The 23,909-nt window shown below is 60.1% G+C and carries 21 protein-coding genes; 7 read left to right on the top strand and 14 right to left on the bottom strand.

Features of this window, described 5'->3' with window-relative positions:
- Positions 1-91 precede the first annotated feature (91 nt).
- Positions 92-421 (top strand): IS3 family transposase, encoded by a 330-nt coding sequence (locus tag DW211_RS10410; protein WP_197032199.1) that lies wholly within the window; start codon positions 92-94, stop codon positions 419-421.
- Between the two features lie 175 nt (positions 422-596).
- Here the strand turns inward: DW211_RS10410 and DW211_RS08880 are convergent, their stop codons facing one another.
- From DW211_RS08880 to DW211_RS08870, 3 genes are all read right to left on the bottom strand, one after another.
- On the bottom strand, positions 597-2,045 hold the full coding sequence (locus DW211_RS08880) for a PTS transporter subunit EIIC (RefSeq protein WP_118260367.1): 1,449 nt from the start codon (positions 2,043-2,045) through the stop codon (positions 597-599).
- Between the two features lie 31 nt (positions 2,046-2,076).
- Entirely contained in the window at positions 2,077-3,507 is a 1,431-nt protein-coding gene (locus DW211_RS08875) for a 6-phospho-beta-glucosidase (protein ID WP_117635389.1), read from the bottom strand.
- A gap of 121 nt (positions 3,508-3,628) precedes the next feature.
- Positions 3,629-4,609: an EamA family transporter gene (locus tag DW211_RS08870; RefSeq protein ID WP_118260366.1), complete on the bottom strand. Its 981-nt coding sequence runs from the start codon at positions 4,607-4,609 to the stop codon at positions 3,629-3,631.
- A 499-nt stretch (positions 4,610-5,108) separates the two neighbouring features.
- Here DW211_RS08870 and DW211_RS08865 point away from each other — a divergent pair, with 499 nt between their 5' ends.
- The 3 genes from DW211_RS08865 (at position 5,109) to DW211_RS08855 (ending at position 7,332) form a co-directional block, all read left to right on the top strand.
- Positions 5,109-5,651 (top strand): DJ-1 family glyoxalase III, encoded by a 543-nt coding sequence (locus DW211_RS08865; RefSeq protein WP_118260364.1) that lies wholly within the window; start codon positions 5,109-5,111, stop codon positions 5,649-5,651.
- Complete coding sequence (locus tag DW211_RS08860; RefSeq protein ID WP_118260362.1) at positions 5,648-6,229, top strand: nucleoside triphosphate pyrophosphatase; 582 nt, start codon at positions 5,648-5,650, stop codon at positions 6,227-6,229. The genes DW211_RS08865 and DW211_RS08860 overlap by 4 nt, the downstream gene beginning before the upstream one ends.
- Before the next feature lie 101 nt (positions 6,230-6,330).
- Positions 6,331-7,332: a P1 family peptidase gene (locus DW211_RS08855; protein ID WP_118260360.1), complete on the top strand. Its 1,002-nt coding sequence runs from the start codon at positions 6,331-6,333 to the stop codon at positions 7,330-7,332.
- 376 nt (positions 7,333-7,708) lie between these two features.
- Here DW211_RS08855 and DW211_RS08850 read toward each other — a convergent pair whose 3' ends face one another.
- The gene (locus DW211_RS08850; protein ID WP_118260358.1) at positions 7,709-8,740 is read right to left on the bottom strand and encodes a glycosyltransferase family 2 protein; all 1,032 of its coding nucleotides are present in this window, start codon (positions 8,738-8,740) and stop codon (positions 7,709-7,711) included.
- Positions 8,733-9,935: a UDP-galactopyranose mutase gene (gene glf / locus DW211_RS08845; protein ID WP_118260356.1), complete on the bottom strand. Its 1,203-nt coding sequence runs from the start codon at positions 9,933-9,935 to the stop codon at positions 8,733-8,735. The genes DW211_RS08850 and glf overlap by 8 nt, the downstream gene beginning before the upstream one ends.
- Before the next feature lie 231 nt (positions 9,936-10,166).
- Here glf and pta point away from each other — a divergent pair, with 231 nt between their 5' ends.
- Positions 10,167-11,147, top strand: coding sequence for a phosphate acetyltransferase (pta, locus tag DW211_RS08840; protein ID WP_006234296.1), 981 nt, complete (start codon positions 10,167-10,169; stop codon positions 11,145-11,147).
- A gap of 348 nt (positions 11,148-11,495) precedes the next feature.
- Here pta and DW211_RS08835 read toward each other — a convergent pair whose 3' ends face one another.
- From DW211_RS08835 to rnd, 9 genes are all read right to left on the bottom strand, one after another.
- Positions 11,496-12,674 (bottom strand): acetate/propionate family kinase, encoded by a 1,179-nt coding sequence (locus DW211_RS08835; RefSeq protein ID WP_118260354.1) that lies wholly within the window; start codon positions 12,672-12,674, stop codon positions 11,496-11,498.
- Positions 12,675-12,838: 164 nt separating this feature from the next.
- Positions 12,839-14,017, bottom strand: a complete 1,179-nt coding sequence (locus DW211_RS08830) for an acetate/propionate family kinase (RefSeq protein WP_006234305.1) — start codon at positions 14,015-14,017, stop codon at positions 12,839-12,841.
- A gap of 102 nt (positions 14,018-14,119) precedes the next feature.
- Positions 14,120-15,298 carry an MFS transporter gene (locus tag DW211_RS08825; protein ID WP_118260352.1) on the bottom strand — a complete coding sequence of 393 codons (1,179 nt, stop codon included), beginning with the start codon at positions 15,296-15,298 and terminating at the stop codon, positions 14,120-14,122.
- 119 nt (positions 15,299-15,417) lie between these two features.
- On the bottom strand, positions 15,418-16,308 hold the full coding sequence (locus DW211_RS08820; RefSeq protein WP_118260350.1) for a LysR family transcriptional regulator: 891 nt from the start codon (positions 16,306-16,308) through the stop codon (positions 15,418-15,420).
- 41 nt (positions 16,309-16,349) lie between these two features.
- Complete coding sequence (locus DW211_RS08815; RefSeq protein WP_035137921.1) at positions 16,350-16,685, bottom strand: histidine triad nucleotide-binding protein; 336 nt, start codon at positions 16,683-16,685, stop codon at positions 16,350-16,352.
- A gap of 49 nt (positions 16,686-16,734) precedes the next feature.
- Positions 16,735-17,001: an exodeoxyribonuclease VII small subunit gene (gene xseB, locus DW211_RS08810; RefSeq protein ID WP_006234311.1), complete on the bottom strand. Its 267-nt coding sequence runs from the start codon at positions 16,999-17,001 to the stop codon at positions 16,735-16,737.
- A 42-nt stretch (positions 17,002-17,043) separates the two neighbouring features.
- A complete protein-coding gene (gene xseA, locus DW211_RS08805; RefSeq protein ID WP_324249364.1) occupies positions 17,044-18,495 on the bottom strand; it encodes an exodeoxyribonuclease VII large subunit in 1,452 nt (483 codons plus the stop codon).
- Positions 18,496-18,610: 115 nt separating this feature from the next.
- Positions 18,611-19,315, bottom strand: coding sequence for a zinc metallopeptidase (locus tag DW211_RS08800; RefSeq protein WP_118260348.1), 705 nt, complete (start codon positions 19,313-19,315; stop codon positions 18,611-18,613).
- A gap of 64 nt (positions 19,316-19,379) precedes the next feature.
- A complete protein-coding gene (gene rnd, locus DW211_RS08795; RefSeq protein WP_006234315.1) occupies positions 19,380-20,513 on the bottom strand; it encodes a ribonuclease D in 1,134 nt (377 codons plus the stop codon).
- Between the two features lie 98 nt (positions 20,514-20,611).
- Here rnd and DW211_RS08790 point away from each other — a divergent pair, with 98 nt between their 5' ends.
- Both DW211_RS08790 and DW211_RS08785 read left to right on the top strand, forming a co-directional pair.
- Positions 20,612-21,529, top strand: a complete 918-nt coding sequence (locus DW211_RS08790) for a diacylglycerol kinase family protein (protein ID WP_117637502.1) — start codon at positions 20,612-20,614, stop codon at positions 21,527-21,529.
- 397 nt (positions 21,530-21,926) lie between these two features.
- Complete coding sequence (locus DW211_RS08785; RefSeq protein WP_118260346.1) at positions 21,927-23,855, top strand: C69 family dipeptidase; 1,929 nt, start codon at positions 21,927-21,929, stop codon at positions 23,853-23,855.
- The last annotated feature ends 54 nt before the right edge of the window (positions 23,856-23,909 follow it).

Raw genomic sequence — 23,909 nt, 5'->3', positions numbered from 1 at the left:
GTCAATCCTGGTCTAACAGAGCCTTATTTAATCCCCGTCCCGAAATTGAACCGCCCCTCATTTCTTGAACATTAGAAATGGGGGCTTCTTTATGGACGGGAGAGTCAGGCACGACGCCACGCTGAGGACTCTTGCAGCAGAGCTTTGCGACAGGGGGTGCGGGCGCGCCGAAGGCCAGCGGGAGGCCGAAGGGTGCCCGGACCCGGCCGGGGCCGGCGGCGTGCGAGGGCAAGCTCATGCGACGGAGCTGCTGCCCGGGCGCCTGAAGGACGAATTCTACAGGAGCCGGACGTGGCGGAGCTTCGAGGAGTTCAAGCGGGACCTCGAAGCCTATACCGTTCACTGGAACAAGAGGAGGCGGGTTAAGCAAAAGGGACTGACCCCGGAGGAGTTCCGAAATCAGTCCCCATGTGCGGCATAGGCCGCTAATTGACCCGTCCAAGTATCGGGGCGCAGTTCATTTCAGCGCCGCCCGAGAAAGCTAAACGCCTTCTGGCAGGTTGTCCCGGGCCGAGGGCGGCCACCTTGATCGCCCTCGGCCCTCACCCACCTCAACTGCCCCTCAATTACATAGAGCTGATTGAGGAGGGCGCAGGCTAGCGGGTGCCTTCCTCATCGTCGTTGGGCCGGTAGGTGATGAACTCGATAACAAAGGCCAGGACGGCAGAGACGAGCGAGGCGATGATCGCGAAGATCATGTGGGAGATCCCGGCGCCACCAGGGGCCCCGTCGATAAAGTTGAGCAGGTTGAAGACGCCGAGGCCACCCGAGATGTACATGAGAGCGCCAGTCATTCCCACGATGGCGCCGCCCACGGCGGAGCTCAGGCATGCCACGACGAACGCGCGCTTGTTGGGGAGGGCGATGCCGTAGATGCCCGGCTCGGTGACGCCGAAGAAGAAGGCGGAGATCATCGCGGGAAGGGCGATGCCGCGGAAGCGCTCGTCCTTGTTTCTGAGGTACATGGCAAAGATGACCGCTCCGAGCGCGAACCCGTGGCCGATGGTGGCGGCGAGCACGCTGTCGTGGCCGAGGGTGTTCAGATTCATGATGGAGATGGGGATGAGGCTCCAGTGGAAGCCAAAGATGACGAGGCACATCCACAGTCCGCCAACCAGGGCGCTGCCCAGGACGGAACCAACCACGGGGAGCTGGAAGATGAACGAGAATGCCGCGCTCAGCAGGTTGGTGATGAGGGTGGCCACCGGGCCGATGATGAGGTAGCCCAAGACGATGGAGACCGTCATCGTGGCGAGCGGGACAAGGAACATCTTGAGCGCAGCCGGCATCCAGCTCTTGAGCCAGCGCTCAAGGATAGAGCCGAACCACACCATGAGAAGGACGGGGATCACCGAGCTCACGTAGCCGGACACGGGCATGATGATGGGGAGCCCGAGGGCGGTGGCGTACCACGAGAACGTGCCGGCCACGCCGAGGTCGATGCTGCCGAGCGCCTCGCCCGAGGTCAGGGCGACCATCGTCGGGTAGAGAAGCGCCACGCCGATTGCCACGCCGGTGAACTCGTTCATGCGGAACTTGCGCGCGGCACTGAACGCCAGGGCGACGGGAAGGAAGTAGAAGAAGCCGTCAGCCACGGTGTAGAGCAGCGTGTAGAGGCCGTCGTTTGCAAAGGCCGGGACAAAGTAGGTGATGAGGGCAAGCAGTCCCTTCATGATGCCTGCGGCGGCAAGCGGTCCCAGGATGGGCTGGAAGATGCCAGAGATGAGGTCGATGACGACGGAGGCAACGGTCTTATCGCCCTGGGGCTCGTCGTCGGCGCTTGCGCCGCCCGAGAAGTTGCCGGCCTCCAGGACCGCGTCGTAGACGTCCTCGACGATGTTACCCACGACCACCTGGTACTGGCCGTTGGCCTGGATGACCTGGATGACGCCCTTGAGGGCCTCGATCTTGGCAGTGTTGGCGCGGGACTCGTCCTTGAGTTTGAAGCGCACGCGCGTGATGCAGTGCGCGACGCTGGCGACGTTCTCTGTGCCGCCTACGTTCTCGAGTATGGATCTGGCCAGATCGTCGTATTTTTCAGCCATTATTTTCTCCTTAGTGATATTGCCCGGGCGGCTAGCCCAGGTCGCCTCCGTTGGTGGCGATGGCCTGTTGATACCAGTAGAAGCTCTTCTTGCGCCTGCGCTCGAGCGTGCCGTTGCCCAGATTGTCGCGGTCCACGTAGATGAAGCCGTAGCGCTTCTCCATCTCGCCGGAGCCCGCGCTCACGAGGTCGATCGGCCCCCAGGTGGTGTAGCCGAGCATCTCGACGCCGTCCTGCTCGATGGCGTCACGCATGGCCTCGATGTGCTCGCGCAGGTAGGCGATGCGGTAGTCGTCCTCGATCGTGCCGTCGGGAAGCACCTCGTCATAGGCGCCGAGGCCGTTCTCCACCACAAAGAGCGGCTTCTGGTAGCGGTCCCAGAGGTCGTTGATCGTGATGCGGAATCCCAGCGGGTCGATGACCCAGCCCCAGTCGCTCGTGCGCACGTAGGGGTTCTCCACGCCGGCGAAGGCGTTGCCCTCGGCGACGCCGCCCACGGAGTCGGGGTCGCCCGCGGTGCAGCGCGAGGAGTAGTAGCTAAACGAGATGAAGTCGACGGTGTTCTCCGCAAGGATGCGCTCGTCCTCGGCGGTCATGCCCACGTCGATGCCCTCGCGCTCGAGCATCTTGAGCGCGTAGCCGGGGTAGTGCCCGCGTGCCTGCACGTCCACGAAGAAGAGGTCCTCCTGGTTCTTGACCTGCGCTGCACGGACGTCCTCGGGACGACAGGAGTAGGGGTAGTAGCTTCCCGCGGCGAGCATGCAGCCAACCTTGTTCTCCGGGTCGACCTCGTGGGCGATCTTGGTGGCCCAGGCGCTCGCCACGAGCTCGTTGTGCGCGGCGCGGTACTCGGCCTCGCGGGCATTCTCCCCGGGCTCGAGGACGATGCCGGCACCCATGAAGGGACGGTGCAAGATCATGTTCATCTCGTTGAACGTGATCCACCAATGCACGAGGCCGCGGTAGCGGTTGAAGAGCACCTTCACGAGCCGCTTGTAGAGCTCGATGAGGGCGCGGTTTCGCCAGGCGCCGTACTTCTTGACGAGGTGGATGGGGCAGTCGAAGTGCGTGATGGTCACGAGGGGCTCGATCCTGTGCTCGCGGCAGCAGCGGAACACGTCCTCGTAGAAGGCGAGCCCGGCCTCGTTGGGCTCCTCCTCGTCGCCATTGGGGAAGATGCGGCTCCAGGCGATGGAGAGGCGAAAGACCTTAAAGCCCATCTCCGCGAAGAGGGCTATGTCCTCGCGGTAGTGGTGGTAGAAGTCGATGCCCGTCTGGGCCGGGTAGTAGTACCCGGGCTCAAAGTCGAGCATGCGCCTCAGGCCGCGACTTACGTCGTTGCGCTCCGACCCGTGTGGGATGACGTCGACATTGGCAAGGCCGCGGCCGCCCTCGTCATAACCTCCCTCGCATTGGTTAGCAGCGGTGGCTCCTCCCCAAAGGAACCCTTTTGGAAATGGCATGGTGCCTCCTTCTCTCTGGCGCCCCCACCTCTGCGGGGACGCTTTATAACGTCCTTGCGACCTCACGCGCCGGGCCCGTGGCCCTTTCCCTGATGCGCGCGGGCCGCCCGTGAAGGGGTGACTAGCTGACGGCTTGTCCTGCGGCGGCGCGACGTGCCTCCCGGCCTCCAAGCAGGGAGGGGACCTGTGCCAGGCACACGCCGGCGAGGATGATGGCGACGCCCAGCCACTCGACGACGCCGAGCGGCTCGCCGAGGACGATCATGGCGATGAGCAGGCCGGCGGGGAGTTCCGCGGCGGCCATGACAGTGGAGAGACCCGCGGGCAGGTGCGGAGAGCCCATGCCGAAGAGCAAGACCGGGCAGAGCATGCCAAAGAAGCCGGCGATGACGGCAAAGGGCAGGATGCCCTGGGCGAGGACGCCCGAGACGACGTAGTCCGGGCACACCGTGAGCGACATGACCACGGAGCCCGCGCACACGATGACGCCGCGCTGCTCGGACGAGCAGGGGGCCTCGACCTTGCCGGAGAGGGTGACAAAGAGGGAGCAGGACACGGCCGCCCCCAGCGCGCAGAGCAGGGCCACGGGGTCGTACCCGGTGATGCCGGTCTTGTAAACGCCGCTCGCGAACACCGTCCCGAAGACGATGGTCAGGGCGGAGGCCACTTGGAGGGGCCTCGGCGGCCGGCGCGTCATGACGGTCTGCCACACGAGACCCAGCCACGTGAACTGGAAGAGGAGCGTGAGCGCCACCGGGGCGGGCAGCACACTCATGGCATAGCAGTAGAGGATTGAGGTGAGGCAGGTGAGGGCTCCCAGGCCCATGAGCTTAAGGGCGAGCTTCCAGCCCACGCGCTGCCAGCGGTGCCCGAGTGCGTGCCCTGCGAGCGTGGCGAGGGCGAAGAAGAGGCAGCCGAGCCACGCTTGGCTCGCCACCACCTGTGCCGAGGTGAAGCCCGCGGCGTAGGCGAGCTTGTAGGTCGTGGCCATCGCGCCGTAGCAGGCGCCGCCCGCAAAGACCTGGAGCGCCGCCTTGGCCTGTCCCGCGCCCGTGGCTCCCGCCCCGGCGGCCTGCTGCTTGATTGTGTTTGTTCCTGCCATTAGGCTCCCTTCCGTCTGCTGTCTTGCAGACGCACGTCTCGTGCGTCTGTTCCCTGCAGTCGGAAGGTGGGCTCGTGCGGTCTTCTGGCGGTGCATGTGGCACCTGCTGCCAAGACGAAAAAAGCCACGCAACCGACTGCTCGGTTGCGTGGCAAAAAGGTGGCTAGCGCCCAGAAAAGTCCACGCGTTTTTAGACTGGGGCATAGTACTACAACAGGTGAGATTCCGTCAAGAAAAACCGAGAAAAAAGTGAGCCTCTGCCCGCCGTACCTGTGGCGGTCGTTCCCCGAACGGGGCAGTGCTGTTGGGGACTGTCTCGATCTGCAACAGTTGGGGCTAGTTTTGGTCGATGGATGTTACAGATTGAGATTGTTGAGGATGGGTGGGGGTAGCTAATTCGGACGGGGCTATTTTAAACATTGGGAAATCGAGCGTGGCAAGCGGAGGTCTTCGGGGTATAAGACGGCTAATTGTATGCCGTTTTTTGAAAGGAACCCTTATGCCCAGCGTTGCCGTTCTTGCCGCCGATGGCTTTGAAACGATTGAATGCCTGACCATGGTCGATGTCATGCGTCGCGGCGGCGTGCGCGCCACGCTCGTCTCGATCATGCCCACCCGCGAGGTCGTAAGCTCGCTGCAGATTCCCGTAACTTGCGACGCGCTCTTTGACGAGATTAACTTTGACGAGTACGACTGCGTCGTGCTGCCCGGCGGTCTGCCCGGCGCCACCAACCTGCGCGCCGACCAGCGCGTCTGCGACGTAGTCTGCGAGTTCGCCGCGACCAAGCATGTTGCCGCCATCTGCGCTGCCCCGTTTATCCTGGGCGAGCTTGACCTGCTCGAGGGACGCCATGCCACGTGCTTCCCCGGCTTCGAGAAGAGCTTCCCCGAGGGCGTCTATACCGGCGACAAGGTCACGCACGACGGCAACATCATCACCGCCAGCGGCATGGCCCAGTCGCTCCCCTTTGCGCTTGAGCTGCTGCGTACGCTCGCCGGAGACAAGGCTGTCGAAAAGGTTGCCGAGGGCATTCAGCTATGATTTTGGCTTCGCAATCACCGCGCCGCATCGAGTTGATGCGCGAAGCGGGCTACGACATCCGCGTCATTCCCGCAGATATCGACGAGACTCCTTTTGATGACGAGGCCCCGCTTACGCTTGTCGAGCGCTTAGCTCGCGCTAAGGCTGCCGCCGTTGCCGCCGAGCACGCCGAGCCCAATGAGCTGACCATCGCGGCCGACACCATCGTCACCTTCGATGGCAAGGTTTTGGGTAAGCCGGCAAACGAGGACGAAGCCCGCACCATGCTCCACGAGCTCTCGGGGCGCACACACCAGGTCGCAACCGGCGTCTGCATCGTTAGAGCCGGAGACGTCATAGCCCCGCACGCCGCCGAGAGCCTGTCGTTTGTCGATGTGACCGACGTGACGTTTTATGAGCTCACCGACGAGCAGATTGAGCGCTACGTCGCCTCGGGCGAGCCCATGGACAAAGCCGGCGCCTACGGCATCCAAGGCACAGGCGGCCGCATGCTTGTGCACGATATTTCGGGTGACTTCTACAACGTGGTGGGCCTGCCCATCGCTCGCGTCGCGCGTGCGATTCAAAAACTATCGTAATTGCATCTGGCGCTGGGTATCCCCCAGCGCCTACAATTTCGGCGTACCGTACGGATCCCGACCGGGCATAAGGCCCGGCGGAAAACCGATAGGAGTAAAACATGGATACACTGCTTGAGGCCATTGACGTTTGCGATGTCGATGGCTTTTGCTTTGGCAACTACACGGACGAGGAGGCCGGCACCGGTTGCACCGTAATCGTGGCAACCGAGGGCGCCACCGGCGGTGTTGACGTTCGCGGCGGTGCCCCGGCATCGCGCGAGACCGACCTACTGCGTCCCGAGAACACTGTGGACAAGGTCCACGCCGTCTGCCTTTCGGGTGGATCGGCCTTTGGCCTGGAGGCCGCAAGCGGCGTCGCCCGCGAGCTCGAGAGCCGCGGCATCGGCCTTCCCGTCGGCCCCACGCAGGTGCCCATCGTGTGCTCCAGCTGCATCTTCGACCTCGCCTTTGGCGACCCCGCCGTACGCCCCAACATTGAGGCTGGCATCTCCGCCGTGCGCGAGGCGCTCGACAACACCCCCACCACGCTCGAGCAGGGCAATGTAGGTGCCGGCACCGGTGCCACCGTGGGCAAGCTCATGGGCCCCGCCACCTGCATGAAGGCCGGCCTGGGCGCTGCCGCCGTGGCACTCGGCCCTGTTAAGGTGGGTGCCGTGGTCTCGGTCAACGCCTGCGGCAATATCGTCGACCCCTTCACCGGTGAATGGGTCGCTGGTATGCGCGCCGCAGCAGATAGCGATCAGATCGTCGACATGGAGCTCGCGGCCTTTGCCGCCGCCAGCTCTATGCAGATGCCGCTCGACCGCACCAACACCACCATCAGCTGCATCGTCACCAATGTGGAGCTCACCAAGGCCCAGGCCACCAAGGTGTCCCAAATGGCCGCAGACGCCTATGCGCACGCCATCCGCCCCACACACACCACCAACGACGGCGACACCATCTACACCCTCGCCAGCGGCAAACTAGACGCTCAGACAAGCGCCGCCGTACCCCTAGACCTGCTGGGCATGCTCGCCGTAAGGGCCCTACAGACCGCCATCGTAAACGGAGCCAAAACCGCCAAAACCTCCCACGGCATCCCCGGCGCCGCGAAGTAATCTCACTCGTCCGTCGGTCGGAGGCGGGCGGGCATTACGTTTGCTGCTCTACAGTCCTATGCAAGACGAAGGCCACATTAAGTGGCCTTCTTTGCATGCGGAACTCGCGACAAACGTAATGCCCGCCCGCCTCCGACCGACTTCCAACCTTATTCTTTTCAGCTCAGGCCCCTGTGTACCGCGCGTCTAAGGTCTTCAAATTCAACTAACCTGACAATCGATTCTTATAGCAGAGGCCCCTTGGCCTTTAGTTTGATACAAGTTCCGCACGAGCCGGAAAGCACTTAATGTGCTTTCCGTGCGAGCAGGACTGTTCGCAGTAGCAAACTAAAGGCCAAGGGGCCCAGTCAACCTAACAGCAGCGATTACTCGGCAGTTAGTTGAATTTGAAGATCTTTGAGGCAAGATGGTATAGGCCGAGTGTGGTTTTGTCTCCGGCCCGTCCATGCAGGTTGGTAAAGAATCCAACCACGCCGTAGCGAGCGCGACGATACATGCGCTCGTCGTACTCCTTCAGGTCCTTCCACAACGTCTTCAGGCGCTCATCGGCACAATCTTCCTCGGAAAGCTTGGTGAGCACCGAGCAAATCGCCATCATCATGGTGAAGTAGCCCATCATGTACGAACGCAGACGCGAGGACTCAACGTCCTGGTACAGGTGGAACGATTCCATCATGATGCGCGTTACGCGGAACTGCTGACCCAGGCGCTTGACCATCGTGGCCTCATTGACGCTCTGGCCCTCGCGACCGATAAAGTAGCGATAGAGGTCGATGTCGGCGTAGTACATGGTCTTGCAGCGCGGCAGCGGCACGTATGCGTAGATATTATCCACGTAGAACGTGTGTGCCGGCATAGGCAGATTGGACTCGCGCAGCACGTCGGTGCGATAGCACAGGCTGTGCATGAGCAGGTTCTGATCGGGACGGAAGTGTCCGATCTGGTCCCAAGAGAAAATCTTTTTGCGCGGCAGGGCAATCTTGTAGCCAATAGCGGTATGCGTGCCCTCGTAAACCTTCTCGTACACGTAGTTCGAGATAAACAGGTCGACGCGCTGGTCGCGCTCCTCAAAGCCACGCAGAATCGACAGCATGGTCGAAAGCGCCGCACCGTCGAGCCAGTCGTCCGAGTCAACGACCTTATAGTACGTACCATGCGCCTCACGCAGGCCCGAGAGGACGGCGATACCGTGGCCGCCATTCTCCTGGTGCACCGCGCGGATGATTCCAGGATAACGGGCCTCCCACTCGTCGGCCTTGGCGGCCGTCTCGTCCTTGGAGCCGTCGTCCACCACAATAATCTCGATATCGGTGGCGTAATTGCTCCCCTCCAAGATGGAGGTGATGCAATGGTCCATGTCCTTGGCGGCGTTATATGAGGGAATACCGAATGTTATGACTTTATGCATGGCAGGCGATAATCTCATCCGAAAGATCGAGGGCAGAATTGGTCACGGCGTCCATATCGTAGTAACGATACTCGGCCAGACGACCCACCGGGTGGAAGTTCGTCAGGTTCTGGACGCGCTCAAGGTAGCGCTCATAGAGCTCACGGTTCTCGGGCTCCAGAATAGCGTAGTACGGCGTCTCGCCCGAGCCGGGCGTATAGGCCTTGGAGTACTCCTTCATGATGGTGGTCTTGCCGGGCAGGACCTGACCAGTCATGTTCTTGAACTCGGTGATGCGCGTATAGTCCTCGCTCGTGGTGTAGTTGACGGTGCCCACGGGCTGGAACTGGTCCATATCGAGCGTCTCGAACTTCATATCGAGCGTGCGGTACGGCAGCGCGCCCAGGTCGAGGTTGAATAGCTCGTCGAGCGGACCGGTGTAGACGATCTCGCCGCCATAGACCTTGCCGTCGATCTTGACGGTGGTCTCGTCGATTTCAAAGAGGTCACGGGCGTCTACGTCATAGAATACGTCGATCAGATCGTGATCGAGCATATGCTCGAACAGCGCGGTATAGCCGTCCTGCGGCATGCCCTGGAAAGGAGCCTGCGGGAAGTAGCGATCGTCATCGCCCACAAAGACGGGAACGCGCCCGGTAATCGAGGGGTCGATCTGGTCGGGCGTCTGGCCCCACTGCTTCATGGTGTAATGCAAAAAGACGTTCTCGTAGACGTAATCGGCGACCTCGGCCAAGTCGGGGTCGTTCTTCTTACGCAGCTCCATAATGGGCACCTTGACATCCTTGCCAAAGGTCTCCACGAGCTTCTGATACAGCTCCTCGCCGCGCTCGTCACCAAAGGCGAGCTTGAGACTCGCATGGTTGAAGGGCACGGGCATAAGGGTACCGTTGATGTTAGCGAGCACCTTATGCTGATAATCCGTCCACTTGGTAAAGCGCGACAGGAAATTGTGCACGCGCTCGTTAAAGGTGTGATAGATATGCGGACCGTACTCGTGGATCAGGATTCCGGCCTCGTCAGTGCAGTCATAGGCATTGCCCGCAATGTGGCTACGGCGCTCCAAAACGGCAACACGATAGCCGATGGTCTCGGCAAGACGGCGGGCGCAAACGGCACCGGCATATCCAGCACCGACGACAATCATGTCGTACGCGCCGGCGTTAAAGCCTTCAGGCAGGCCTGAGGTAATCTGCATCGATACTCCTTGTCAAAAGCCACGGGCTCGTTAGCTGGGCTTTTCTCGAACATTCTTCGAGACATATTTATCAGAGCGATTATAGCGCTAATGCGTCCTATAATGAGCTTGCCACACAAGGAAAGCTCAAGCACAGCGGCGAACATAATTGAAAGGTAGACCCGCTAGCAGCGGGTTTATTCGTGAACAGCCGGGCGCCTGGAGCTTAGCAAAACGCTTGTAAGGAGTAACATGAGCGATTTCCTTAACCGTATGAAGTCTGCCGCCAAGGCCGACCTTAAGACGATCGTCCTGCCCGAGGGCGAGGATCCGCGCACCATCGTCGCGGCCACCAAGATCATCGAGGAGGGCCTGGCAAAGATCGTCATCCTGGGCAACCCCGACGAGATCAACGTTCCCGGCGCTACCGTCATCGACCCGCGCAATGCCGAGAAGCACGAGGAGTACGCGCAGAAGTTTGCCGAGCTCCGCGCCAAGAAGGGTGTCACCATCGAGCAGGCTCGCGCCCAGGTGATGGACGCTACCTACTTTGGCACCATGATGGTCAAGATGGGCGACGCCGACGGCCTGGTCTCCGGCGCCTGCCACTCCACCGCCGACACGCTGCGCCCCGCGCTGCAGATCCTCAAGACCGCCCCGGGCACCAAGCTGGTCTCGGCCTTCTTCGTGATGTGCACCGACACCCCGCAGTTCGGCACCGACGGCACGCTGATCTTCGCCGACTGCGGCCTCAACATCAACCCTTCCTCCGATGAGCTCTCCGAGATCGCCATCGCCTCCGCTCACTCCTGGTCCACCTTCATGGGCAACGTTGAGCCGCACGTGGCCATGCTCTCCTACTCCACCATGGGCTCCGCCGGCGGCGAGGTCGCCAAGAAGGTCCAGGAGGCCGTTAAGTTCTGCAAGGAGAAGGCTCCCGAGCTCGCCATCGATGGCGACCTGCAGCTCGATGCTGCTATCGTCCCCACCGTCGCCCAGCTCAAGGCTCCCGGCTCCTCCGTCGCCGGTAAGGCCAACGTGCTCGTGTTCCCCGACCTCGAGGCCGGCAACATCGGCTACAAGCTGGTCCAGCGCTTCGCCGGTGCCGACGCCTACGGCCCCATCCTGCAGGGCATCGCCAAGCCGGTCAACGACCTGTCGCGCGGCTGCTCTGCCGACGACATCGTGGGTGTCGTAGCCATCACCGCCGTCCAGGCTCAGATGGCTGAATAGCTTACATATCCCCTCGGGACCCTGCAGGGCAAAGCTCTGAAAACGTCCTCGGACATGCAAAGAGGCTCCGCTGCGCGCTTCGCGCGGCGGAGCCTCTTTGCGTCCTGCGGAATGTTTTCAGAGCTTTGCCCTGCAGGGTCCCTGCCGTCACGCAGCAGTCAGGGAATCTGGAGTGGGCGGCGGCTTGGCTACGAGCTGGGGCTGAGGATCTGAATGATTGAGTGCCGTTGTTGGGAGCGCAGGCGTTACCGGCGATGATCACTTTGGGACTGGAATTTCCGCCTGCTAGTAAAAAGGCCTCCGGAGCTGTTGCTCTGGAGGCCTTTTTGTCAATTACAGACGAATGCGTTAGTTGTTCTTGGTCAGACGCTCGACGTCGTGGGCGATCATGTATTCCTCGTCGGTGGGGATGACCATGACCGTGACGGAAGAGCCGGCGGCGCTGATGACCTGCGGGCCGTTACCCACGGCCTCGCGGTTCTTGTTGTTGTCGATGCGCACGCCCAGCCACTCGAAGCAGTCGCAGAAGGCCTTGCGGATTGACCAGTCATTCTCGCCGATGCCGGCGGTAAAGGTAATGGTGTCCACGCCCGCCATGGAAGCGATCATGGAGCCGGCCTGCTGCATGGCCTTGTAGGCGAACATATCGAAGGCGAGCAGGCAGCGCTCGTCGCCCTCGGAGGCGCGCGTACGGATGTCACGGGCGTCGTTGGAGATGCCCGAGATGGCAAGCAGACCAGACTGCTTGTTCATCATGTCATCGACTTCCTGGTAGCTGTAGCCGCCCTCGCGCTGCAGGTAGCACACGGTAGCCGGGTCAATGGAACCACAACGGGTGCCCATCATCAGGCCGTCGAGCGGCGTGAGACCCATCGTGGTATCGCAGCATACACCGTCCTCAATGGCGGCGAGCGAAGCGCCGTTGCCCAGATGACACGAAAGCAGACGGTGGCAGCGCGAACCCAGGATCTCCTTGGCCATCATCCACTCGTAGCGGTGGCTCGTACCGTGGGCGCCGTACTTGCGCACGTGGTACTTGTCACACACGTCCTTGGGCAGGGCGTAGGTGTAGGCGACCTCGGGCATAGTCATGTGGAACGAGGTGTCGAAGACGGCCACGTTGGGCAGCTCCGGATACATCTCGCGACAATACTCGATTGCCGCTGCCTCGCCGTAGTTGTGCAGCGGGGCAAGCGGTGCCACCTCGAGAATCTTAGCCATGACCTCATCGTCAACGACCGCGGAATCGTCAAAGTACCAGCCACCCTGAACGATACGATGCCCAATGCCATCGATCGTAAAGTCGGTCTTCTCGAGCTCCTCGAGCACACGTGCGATAGCCGAACGGTGGTCCGGGAAGGGAACCTCCTCGGTTTGCTTGGCGCCACCGTTCTCGGAGTGGCCAAAGATGCCCATGTCCGAACCGATACGTTCGCAGTTGCCCTTGGCGAAAACCTCGCGGGTATCGGTATCCAAAAGCTGATATTTAAGGCTTGAGCTACCGGCGTTGACAACAAGTACGTTCATGAGACTCCTTTGCAGTGCGATACGGTCGGCGCAGACCCCTTAAGGCGGCCGCATGTTAATAAGAAGTTATCACAACTTAATAAATAACTATCAGGCATATCGCCCAACGAGCACAAAAGAGGGGCCGAACGGCGCCCGGTCGTCCAGCCCCTCCCCTTTTGCAATTACTTGCCGTTGACGATGCGCTCGACGTCGGAAGCGATCATGAACTCCTCGTCCGTGGGGATAACGAAAATCTTAACCTTGGAATCCTTGGCAGACAGGCACCATGCGCCGTCACCACGCAGGGCGTTGCGGGCATGATCCATCTTGACGCCCATAAAGGCCAGGCGGTCGGCCACGCCGGCGCGGACGGCAGGAGCGTGCTCACCGATGCCGGCAGTGAAGACCAGGGTGTCCATACCGCACATAGAAGTAGCCATCTCGGCCGCCTTGGCGGCAATCTTGTAGACGAACATATCGAAGGCGAGCTGGGCCTCGGGGTCACCGGCAGCGGCGAGCTCCTCGACGTTGCGGCAGTCGTTGGTCTTGCCGCCGGTCACAGCCAAAAGGCCGGACTTCTTGTTCATCATCTCGTCGACCTCGTCGAAGGTGTAGCCGCCCTCGCGCTGCAGGTAGCACACGGTAGCCGGGTCGATGGAGCCGCAGCGGGTGCCCATCATAACGCCGTCGAGCGGCGTCAAGCCCATGGTGGTGTCCATGCACTTGCCGTCCTCGATGGCGCACAGGGAAGCGCCGGAGCCGATATGGCACACGACGACCTTGCGGGCCTCGCCGTTGGTCATCTCGGCGACCTTCTTGGAGATGTAACGGTAGCTGGTGCCGTGGGCGCCGTACTTACGGATGTGCAGCTTGTCGCAGACGTCCTTGGGCAGGGCGTAAGTCTTGGCGACCTCGGGCATGTTGAAGTGGAAAGCGGTGTCGTAAACCGTGACGTTGGGCAGGTCGGGATACTGCTCCAGGCAGTACTCGATAACGTTGGCCTCGGGGTTGTTGTGCAGCGGGGCGAGCGGAGCGACCTCGCGGATCTTGGCGAGGACATCCTCGTCGACGAGGGAGGAATCGCCAAAGTACCAACCGCCCTGAACGATACGGTGGCCGATACCCTCGATCTTGACGCCGTTGGCCTCGAGGTCCTTCAGGACAACCTCGATGGCGACCTTGTGGTCGGGGAACTCGATGTTCTCGGTCACCTTCTTGGAGCCGTTGGCAGCATGGGTGAAAGTGCCGCCGGTAAAGCAGACGCGCTCGCAGGAGCCCTTTGCGGACACCTTATGGGACTTGGTATCGATGACCTGATACTTAAGGGTCGAAGATCCTGCGTTGACGACCAGAACGTTCATGTGTCTCCCTACTAACAGGCGGTGTGGCGCCGCCAGGTTACATATGCTTCAATAATAAACCCAAACGCCCTCGCGCTCGGGTTTATTGCGTTGATATATAAGTTATCGGTGTCTAAATACCCATGTCCTTTGACTTGTAAGACGAAATAGCGCGGGGATATACACAAGGGAAGAAATCCCGAGCGCGACAAGCAATATGACTCGAATGCCCGCAACGCTACTCAACACAGCGTTGAGCAGATAGAAAAGAACAGCGCCCACCGCCACCATCTGGCTTTGAACCGAAATCAGTGAACAGCGCATCGATGAATCGGCAGCATTTTGAAAAACTGAGTATTTGATTGGGGCAAACAACGAGTAGGCGACCGTCTGCAGCACATAGAACACGGGCAGCAAATTAGCCGGAGTAAGAGGAATCAAAAACAAAGCTGTCAATACTAAGCGAAAGATGCCGCAAATACGCGCAAAACGGCCCTTGTCGACACGAGCAATCACACTGGGCACAATAAACCCCATGGAGGCCGAGGCAAGGAGCTGGACCGCAATGGTCACGCCCGAAGCGACGGCATTCATTCCGCGGCCTGCAAGTAACAGTGAGAAGAAGTCTTCCAGAGCGACGAAGGCAAATGCCTGAGAACAGTCCATGATGAACGATGACCGAAGAACGCCATTACCCGTAATAGCAGCACCAATCATCTTCGGGCTCATTCCAAGCTCAGGTGTCGCCGCAGTGCCCCCTCTTCGCATCTCAGGAATGCAGATAACGACAACCAACGTCAACACCATTGCGATGATATCTGCCGAAAGACCAATGAGGTATGCACCGACAGACGAAATGAAGCCGCCCACACAAGCGGAGATGGCATAAGAGGCAAAGAAAACAAATCGCTCAACGACATTAAGTCTTACGAGCTGGTCCTGAGAGACGCTGTCAATGTAAATCGCTTCTATGGATCCGCTCACACATGCAACGGCAAAACCTTTGAGAGCAAACGCGCCGATTAAAAGCAGAGGAGAACGGACGAGAAGCAGGGCGGCGTAGTATCCAAGCATTCCCACAACGCCAACGAGACCGCTAGTCTTTCGTCCAAACCTATCAGCAATATAGCCAGTGGGAACTTCAAGGATGAACTTGCTCACTTGATGTGCAATCATCATGCTAGAAATCGCCACCATCGAGAATCCGACGAATTCAAGGTAAACCGTCAGAAAATACAAAATGGTGCTGAAGTTCGACAGAAAAACGAACGTCATATAAAGCAAAACCGTACGGTTTTTCATGCTCCGCCCTCCAAGAGTCAGCAATCTAAATCGGAATCTTGGAAAAGCATGAGGGCAAAGCTGTCAGCTATGTGTTGCAAGGCGTCAATAATCACTTGACGCCTCGAAGCCAATTAATCTCACGAAGCAAGATGACGCAATAGGTGCAGAAAAACCGTCTGGTGTCGATCGGTCCAGGAGTTTTGCCGATAGCAGAAGTAGATGGGCAAGGCTACGTCATGCGAGGCTTCAATGGAGCACTCGCTCACTTCCGATCCATCTGATGCGAGAGAAGAGCCAGAAAAACCCAATATCAATCCCCCGGCTTGAAGAAACTCAGCCTGCGCTCTGTTTCCGTATTCGACGTCGCGGAAGCGGAAATTAACCAGCTGAGCTTCGGGGCATTGATTGATTGCATTGAGACAGGGCGACAAATTAATGGGAACAGCTAACCTGCCGCCCAGTAACTCACGGACGGTCATAGCGCCCACAGATTGATGACCCGCTGGGCACGAAAGAACCTTGAGCTCCTTTTCACCCAAGTATTTCGAAGAAAGGACACTGTTCCTTGGTTCCTCAAATGAGATGGCCGCATCCGAAATGCCAAGCACAAGTGATTCAAAGCATGTAGCCGTTGGCTGATGCCACACATCAAGGTGAATCTGAGGGTGCGAGCTTTCAAACGAGTCGTACCAGTTTTCGGAAAAGAGACGCCCCCGCCCTTGAAGGCAGGGGGCGTAAAGACGGAAGTGGCCGTCGGGCGAGACGCCGTCGTCCCTCGATTGGGCGTACTTTTTAAGATCGTCGACTTGTGCCAGGATCACGCGTGCACGACGCGCAAATTCTCTGCCCGCCGGAGACAAAACAGCCTCCCCCGCCGATCGGTCGAGCAAAACAATCTGATACTCAGATTCCAACTTTTTGATTGCCGACGAAACGGCCTGCGGACTCACATGAACGGCGCGAGCTGCTTTGCGCACGCCGCCATAGTTCGCTACCGCTTGAAGGTATTCGAGTTGAGAAAGCTGCATAGATTACTCCAAAGGCAGCCAAGTCGACGGGCTACGTGTCCTCAGATGAGGTTCTCGCCCAGGTTCTTGCCGCCGAGGACATGCATGTGGAAGTGCATGACGGTCTGGCCGGCGTTGACACCCTTGTTGGAAATGACGCGGAAACCGTCCTCCAGTCCCTTGGCCTTGGCGACCTCCTGGATGGCGTGAGCCATGGCGCCCATGGTCTCGGCGGGCACGTTGTCGGCGATGTCGCTGTAGTGCTTCTTGGGGATCACGAGCGTGTGGACCGGCGCCTGCGGGTTGAGGTCGTCGAAGGCGATGACCTGGTCGTCCTCATAGACAACGGTCGAGGGGATCTCGTGGTTGGCAATTTTACAGAAGATGCAATCGCACATAGCTGGTTCCTTTCTTACAGACCAAGGTAATTATATTTGGTCGAGATGCTTAGAACGAAAGGTTATCATCGGTGTTGGCGGCCTCGCCGTCGGCGAGCACGTCGTTGCCGTCGACGTCCTTAAGGAGCACCGAGACCTTCTGCTCGGCATCGGACAGGCGGGTGCGCAGGCTTTTGAGGAGCTCGACGCCGCGGGTGTAGCTCTCGAGCGACTCCTCAAGCTCCATATCGCCCGACTCCAGGCTGCGGATGATGAGCTCCAGCTCCTGCGAGGCCTGCTTGTACGTAAGCTGCTCGACCGGGGTCTTCTCTGCCATATCTGTTTCCTTTCCTAAGGGTCTATCACTGCGAAACGCGGTCTACTCGACCGTATCGACCGTTGCTGCCACGTTGCCGTCTGCCATGCGCACGCGAATGGCGTCGCCAGGCTTAAAGGTCTTGGCACTCGTAGCCACACCATCATCGCTGTACGCGATGGAATAGCCGCGAGCAAGCACTTTGAGCGGCGACAGGGCATCGAGCGACGCTGCCGCACGGCTCAGGTCGGACGCTGGCTTGCTGAGCATCGTGCGCCCTTGATGCTCTAGGCGGGAACTCGCAAGCGTGAGCGCATGGCGCTTACCATCGAGCCCCGAGGTGCTTGTAATCAGACGCTCGGGCAAGCGCTCAAAGTTGGAGCGGAATGTCCCGACCGAGCGTACTATGGCGCCCGACAGGCGATCGGCAGTCAGCGCAAGCTCCGATTCGCGACGCTCGACCATAAATGTGGGGTCGTTGAGGCACGGGCGACACGCAGCGGCATCGAGCGCATCACCCAAGCGAGCCGTATAGGTATCCCAGGCACGGCGACCGCGCTGATCGAGCATCTCCAGGTCGACCTGGGCCGACCCAATCATCGATGCCATCGCGGCACCCAGACGCTGATGGCGCGCCTCGAGCACATCGGCCAACTCCGTCATAGCCGGCGCCACCGATTCTGCCGCCGCCGTGGGCGTGGAGGCGCGTCGGTCGCTCACCATGTCGCAAATCGAGGTATCGGGCTCATGGCCAATGCCGGTCACCACGGGCACAGGACAAGCCGCCACCGCGCGGGCAAGCTCCTCGTCATTAAAGGTCATGAGGTCCTCAAAGGAGCCGCCGCCGCGCACCAGCAAAATACAGTCGGGCGCCGGCGTAATGGAAGCGGCGCGGCGCAAGCCATCAATGAGCTCGGCCGGCGCACCCTCGCCTTGAACCTTGGCACCCACGCAGACAAGCTCGACGAGCGGGTTGCGACGGCGCAGCGTACGCTTGACGTCGTCGATTACCGCACCGGAAAGCGAGGTGACGACCGCCACGCGTGAGCAAAACACCGGGATGCGGCGTTTGCGGGACTCGTCCATCAGCCCCTCGCGGCGTAGCTTTTCGGCCAACTGCGCCACCTGTTGACGCAGCAGACCCTCCCCCGCCAGCGAAAACGAGCGAGCGACAAAGCTCATGCGGCCCGTGGCCTTATAGAGATTGAAGCTGCCCTTAAAGCTCACCTGCATGCCGTCGCGCAAATCGAAGGTGCGCTTGAGATAGGCGCCCTTCCAGATGATGCAGTCGACGGCGGCCGAGTCGTCTTTAATCTGGAAGTAGCAGTGGCCGCTTCGGGCGTTGGGACCACGGAAACCCGTGACCTCGCCCAGGACACTCAGCTGCGGAATGGCATCGAGCGCACCGGCGGCGATCTCTACCGCCTGGCTCACGCTGAGCTCCTTACGCTCCTGCTCGTCCGAACCGTCGAACTCGGCGGAAACGGCATTGCCGGTTAGATTCCAGCCTGCCACGCAGTCTCCTTTCGTCATCGTGCACAAGGGCTCCGGCCCTGCGCAAATTCAAGTCCAACACATAGTACAGCGCCGCGAGGACACGAATCCCCGCGGCGCCTGCCTGTCCCATTTGTTATCGGTTGGAGTTTCTGTTGTAGCGAGCCATAAGATAGAGCAGCTGAATAATCGAGGTGAGCGCAGCGGCAACATAGGTAAGCGCGGCGGCCGTCAGCACCTTCTTGGCACCGTTGACCTGCTTGGAACTCATGCCCGACTGCTCGATATACGCCACGGCGCGGCGGCTGGCGTCAATCTCGACCGGCAGCGTAACGAGCTGGAACAGCACGCTAAACGAGAAGAAGATCAGCGCGAGGGTCGTGAGTCCCGCGATGTTCATAAACAGGCCCAAGAGCAACACGATGGTCCAGGTGTTCTGGGTAAAGTTGACGACCGGCACGAGGGCGGTACGTACCTTCATCATGGCATAGCCGCTTTGACGCTGCGTGGCATGGCCTGCCTCGTGACAAGCGACAGCAACGCTTGCGACCGAGCCGCCCGAACGGTTGGAATCCGACAGATACAGGTTGTTGTCCTGCGGGTTGTAATGGTCAGTGAGCTCACCGGCGACGCCCTTGATACCCACGGCGTTGCAACCGTTGGCGTCGAGCATGCGGCGAGCGACCGTGGCACCCGTGTCGCCGTCCGAGCGAACCTTGGACCAGGTCTTGTACGTCGAGTTGATATAGTTCTGCGCAGCAAGGCCAAGCACTGTACAAACAAGAACAACCAGCAGGTACAGCGGGTCGATGCCAAAGCCGTATCCATAGTAATAAGGCATGCGAATTCCTCCGAATCGAGTTACACGTTGGAGGCATTCTACCCACTCAAGCGGCTAGGCTTCCTTATAGCAATTCAATTTTGCCATCTTTGACCGTCAGCCCCATATTGCCCGAGAGCAGATCGTCCAGACGCGAACCCACAAGCTCAAAGCGCCAGCCTTCGCGCAGGGGGCTCTGCTCGGGATGCTCAATATAGTCGGCCAGGTCATCGCGCGAGGCAATGACCGAGGTCGCCACGCCCGAGCGCTCGGCAACTAGGCGAATGAGCGCATACATCAGGTCCGTCACGCTCTCCAACTCCGGCGAAATCTGACGGTGCCCGCGCACCATGAGCGGCAGGCGATCGTGCGGGCAGCTCGCACCGCGCTTGATGGCCATGAGCGCACCGTCCACGTCGCGCTCCCCCAACTGATCGGTACCGCGGATGCTACGGAACTCCTCAACGCGCACAGGGTTGCGCTTGACGAGCGCCAGCAGCGTGTCGTCAGACATGACCCATTTGCGCGGGATGTTGCGGCGCTCGGCGCGATCCTCGCGCCAGGCGGCGAGCTCGCGCGCGATACCCAGCTGGTGACGGCTGCACGAATTGATGCGTTTGACCTTGCGGAACGCCTCGTGGCGATCGGCGCGATAGTGCGACTCGTCGGCCAGCGGGCGCAACTCGTCGAGCACCCAGTCCACACGGCCCAGCTCGCGCAGGCGACTCATCATCTCGGTATAGGCGACGATCAAGTACTTGACGTCATCGATCGCGTACTCAATCTGCTTATCGGTCAGCGGGCGACGCGACCAGTCGGTCAGCGACTCGGTCTTGGGCAGCGAGACGCCGCAAAACGTCTGCACGAGCGCGCCGTAGGAAATCTGCTGGCGCTCGCCCAAAAAGGCGGCGGCGACCTGCGTATCGAAAATCGGTCGTGGCAGCACGCCCACGGTATGGAGCATGACCTCCATATCCTGCGAGCAGGCGTGGAAGACCTTGGTCACGCTCTCGTCGGCCATGAGTTCGGCCAAGGGAGACAGGTCGTCGATCACCAGCGGATCAACCGCGACGCTCTCGGCAGGAGTGGCAATCTGGACCAGGCACAGGCGCGGATGGAACGTGCGCTCGCGCAAAAACTCGGTATCGACGGCAATCGCGTCAAACTCACGGGCGCGCTGACAAAAGTCGAGTAGAGCCTGATGTGTGGAAATGTACATATCAACCCATCGAATAAGGTTAGGCCCGAAAAACACGGGTAGGATATCGGCATTGCCTTACAACTATACTCGGTTAGTCACAGAACGGGAACGTAAGTATGCGCTGCCTTATCATCCACAACCCGGCATCGGGCCCCAGCTCAGATGAAATCTACGCATTCACGCACGCCCTCGCGCAGGGCGGCGACGAGGTCGTGATGCGTTTTATCGGCGATGGCATGGAACCCGAAGACGCCGTGGCAGACGTGCGCGAGTTTGATCGCGTGGTGATTTCGGGCGGCGACGGCACCGTCTCCAACGTACTCGACCAAATGCGCGGATGCGGCGTCCCCACGCTCGTCTTCCCCTCCGGCACAGCCTGCCTGTTCTTTAACAACATCGGTAATGCCCCCGAGGCAGCGGCACTTGCCAAGGCCTGCCGTGCCGGTCGCACGGTCAAAGTGGACATGGGCGAGCTCTTTTGGCTCGACGAGAACGGCAACGAAAAGCGCCACGGCTTTATCATCATCGCCGGCTCGGGCTTCGACGCCGAGATCATGATGAAGGCCGCTCCCACCAAAAACGACATCGGCGAGATCGCCTACTTCCTCTCTGCGCTCGCCACGCCCAACCCCACGGTGGCGCACTTTACGATTGAGCATGACGGCATTGTCGAGGAGCTCGACGGCATCTGCTGCATGGCGGGCAATACCTCGGTCATTCAAAACGACATCAACCTGTTCCCCGACTGCCGCATGAACGATGGCATGGTCGACATTGCGGTCATCGAACCCGTGCGCACCGTTCAGCTGCTGCCTACTGTGATCACCGCTGCGCTTGACCCCGCCGGTAAGGTACTCGGGCGCCCACAGTTCAAGATCATCCAGACCAAGGAAGCCAAGATCACCTGCACCCCGTCACTGGGCATGCAGTTCGATGGCGAGATTATCTCCAGCAATTCGGGCGTCTTTGGAGCCCGCGCGCTTCCGCAATGCCTCGACCTCATCGTCGACGAATTCTCCCCGCTCGGAAAATAGGAGGACCCCCGTGAACGACAACCCCATCCTTGGCTTTATCGTCATCGTTTTGGCCATGCTCGTCGGCTATGCCATTAACGTGATTCACCGTCGAAAGAAGTAGCCATTACTCTTAGACGGCCCGTGCAGCCCGGACCCCTCGCCGGCATGAAACCACATGCCGGCGAGGGGTCCGCTTTTTTCTTGACGCTTTATTTAGCTACATTTTTCGCTGGCGTTATACAAATTGATTTCCCACTAAATGAGTTCAATTTACCGTTAATCGCATATTTCGCTACGCTTATCGAGTAAATAACTTTCATGAATGTATATTGTTTCGAATTCGTTACGCTAAGGGGGTGTAATTATTGGGTGAAGCCCTCTGGAGACAGAGGGCTTTCGCACGCAGGGAGGGAATATGAGTAAAACTCATCCCGTCAACGCGCTCAAGAAGCTTGGCATAGGCCTTGCATTTGGAGCTGCAACCATCATGTCCATGCCGACCTCTGCGCTCGCCTGCACGCAGATGTACATGGGCAACAAGCTGACGGCCGACGGTGACACGTACTATGGCCGCGCCGAGGACTTCGATAAGCGCTACCTCAAGCACTTTGGCATTGAGCCTTCTCACGGCCCGGGGCATACGTACGGCTCGGACGAGTCCGCATTCATGTATACCTCGACCAAGACCACGTATCGCTACACCTATGTACGCGACCATCCCTCCCAGTGGCACGGGCGCTATGATGCCTACTCTGAGGCAGGCATCAATGAGAAGGGCGTGTCCTGCTCCGCAACGCTGACCACCGGCATGAATGCTGATGCTGAGGCAGCAGACCCCCTGACCAAAACCGGTATTGGCGAGTACAGCTACGGCAGCGTTATCTTAGGTGAAAGCGCCAATGCACGTGAGGGCGTCGAGCTCCTCGGCAAGATCATCGACGAGCAGGGCGCCTGCGGCAACGATCAGATTATCATCGCCGACAGCAACGAGACTTGGCTGTTTGCCGCACTTTCCGGCCACCAGTGGATCGCCATGAGGCTCACTGACGATATCGCCTCGCTCAACCCCAACATCGGCAACCTCAACTACAAGGTTGACCTCACCGACACCGCGAACTGTCTCCACTCTGCGACCATCGAGTCCATGCCTAAGGAGAATGGCTTCGCCAAGTACTTCGATGACGGTCAATTTGACGTTGCCCAGACCTACGGCGAGGCAATTAGCGAAAAGGCCATGCATTCTTGGGCCCGTTATGTCCAGGGTCGCGCCTACTTCGGTGTGCCGCTCACCGAGGGCACCGACTACGAGATCGTCAAGGACGAGCGCGAAGATGCTCGTGCCACGACCGGCGCCCTGGTTAGCAAGGCGCAGCCGCTGTTCTTCCAGCCCGGCAAGTCCGACTGGAACACCTTTGAGATGATCCGCGCGTTTGGCAACCGCGGCGAGAAGGTCCCGGGCCTCAACGCCAACACCGACGGCGCCTACGCCATTGGTACCGAGACCAACACCGAGGTCAATCTCTTCCAGATCCGTCAGGGCATGGACCCCGAGATCGCGACCATCCAGTGGGAGATGCTCTCCCGCGCCGCCTACTCCGTCGCCATCCCCTACTACTCCGCACTGCTCACCGAGGTTAGCCCGTACTACAGCGACCAGACCGTCTCCTTCGATCACTGCGAAGAGGAGGACATCGTGAACAACGAGGAGCCCGAGAACTCCATCAACTATGTCCTCATGGACATCAGCTCCCTGTGCTTCGAGCACCGTGAGCAGCTCGGCACCGGCGTTCGCGCCTACCTCGACGCTCTCCAGAACGAGCTCATCGAGCAGAACCTCGAGGTCGACAAGGCCATGCTCGCCGAGACCACCACTGAGGGCCGCACCGCCCTGGCCAACAAGGCCGGCAAGGCTGCCACCAAGAACACCTATGTCAAGTGCAAGGCCCTGCTTCAGGAGATGCGCGCTTATCTGAAGGCTGAGGACTTCAGCAAGCCCTTCACCCCGAGCGACCTGAACACCGAGACCAACGGCCTCAAGGTGTCCATCACTTACGCCAAGGATGCTCTTGCCACCGATCCGGTCACCCCGGATCAGCCCGGCACCCCCGAGCAGCCCGGCACCCCCGAGCAGCCCGCTAAGCCCGAGCAGCCCACCACCAAGCCCGAGAAGCCTGGCAAGTCGGACACCACGACCACAGTAACCACCAACAAAACGAACACCAAGGGCGGCCTGCCCACCACCGGTGATCGTTTTGATGGCCGCGTGGTGGCTGCATTCGCCATCGCTGGCGTTGCCGTCATCTCCGCGGGCGGTTACTTCCTCTACCGTCGCAATAAGGAGTAACGTCTTAGCTGAGCGGGCAAGGCAGCAATGGCAGCCTCGCCCGCTTAGCCCGCT

The sequence above is a fragment of the Collinsella sp. AM18-10 genome (assembly GCF_003471585.1).
Classification (GTDB): domain Bacteria; phylum Actinomycetota; class Coriobacteriia; order Coriobacteriales; family Coriobacteriaceae; genus Collinsella.
The sequence above is the reverse complement of the archived record's forward strand: the minus strand, read 5'-3'. Positions and strand labels throughout refer to the sequence as shown.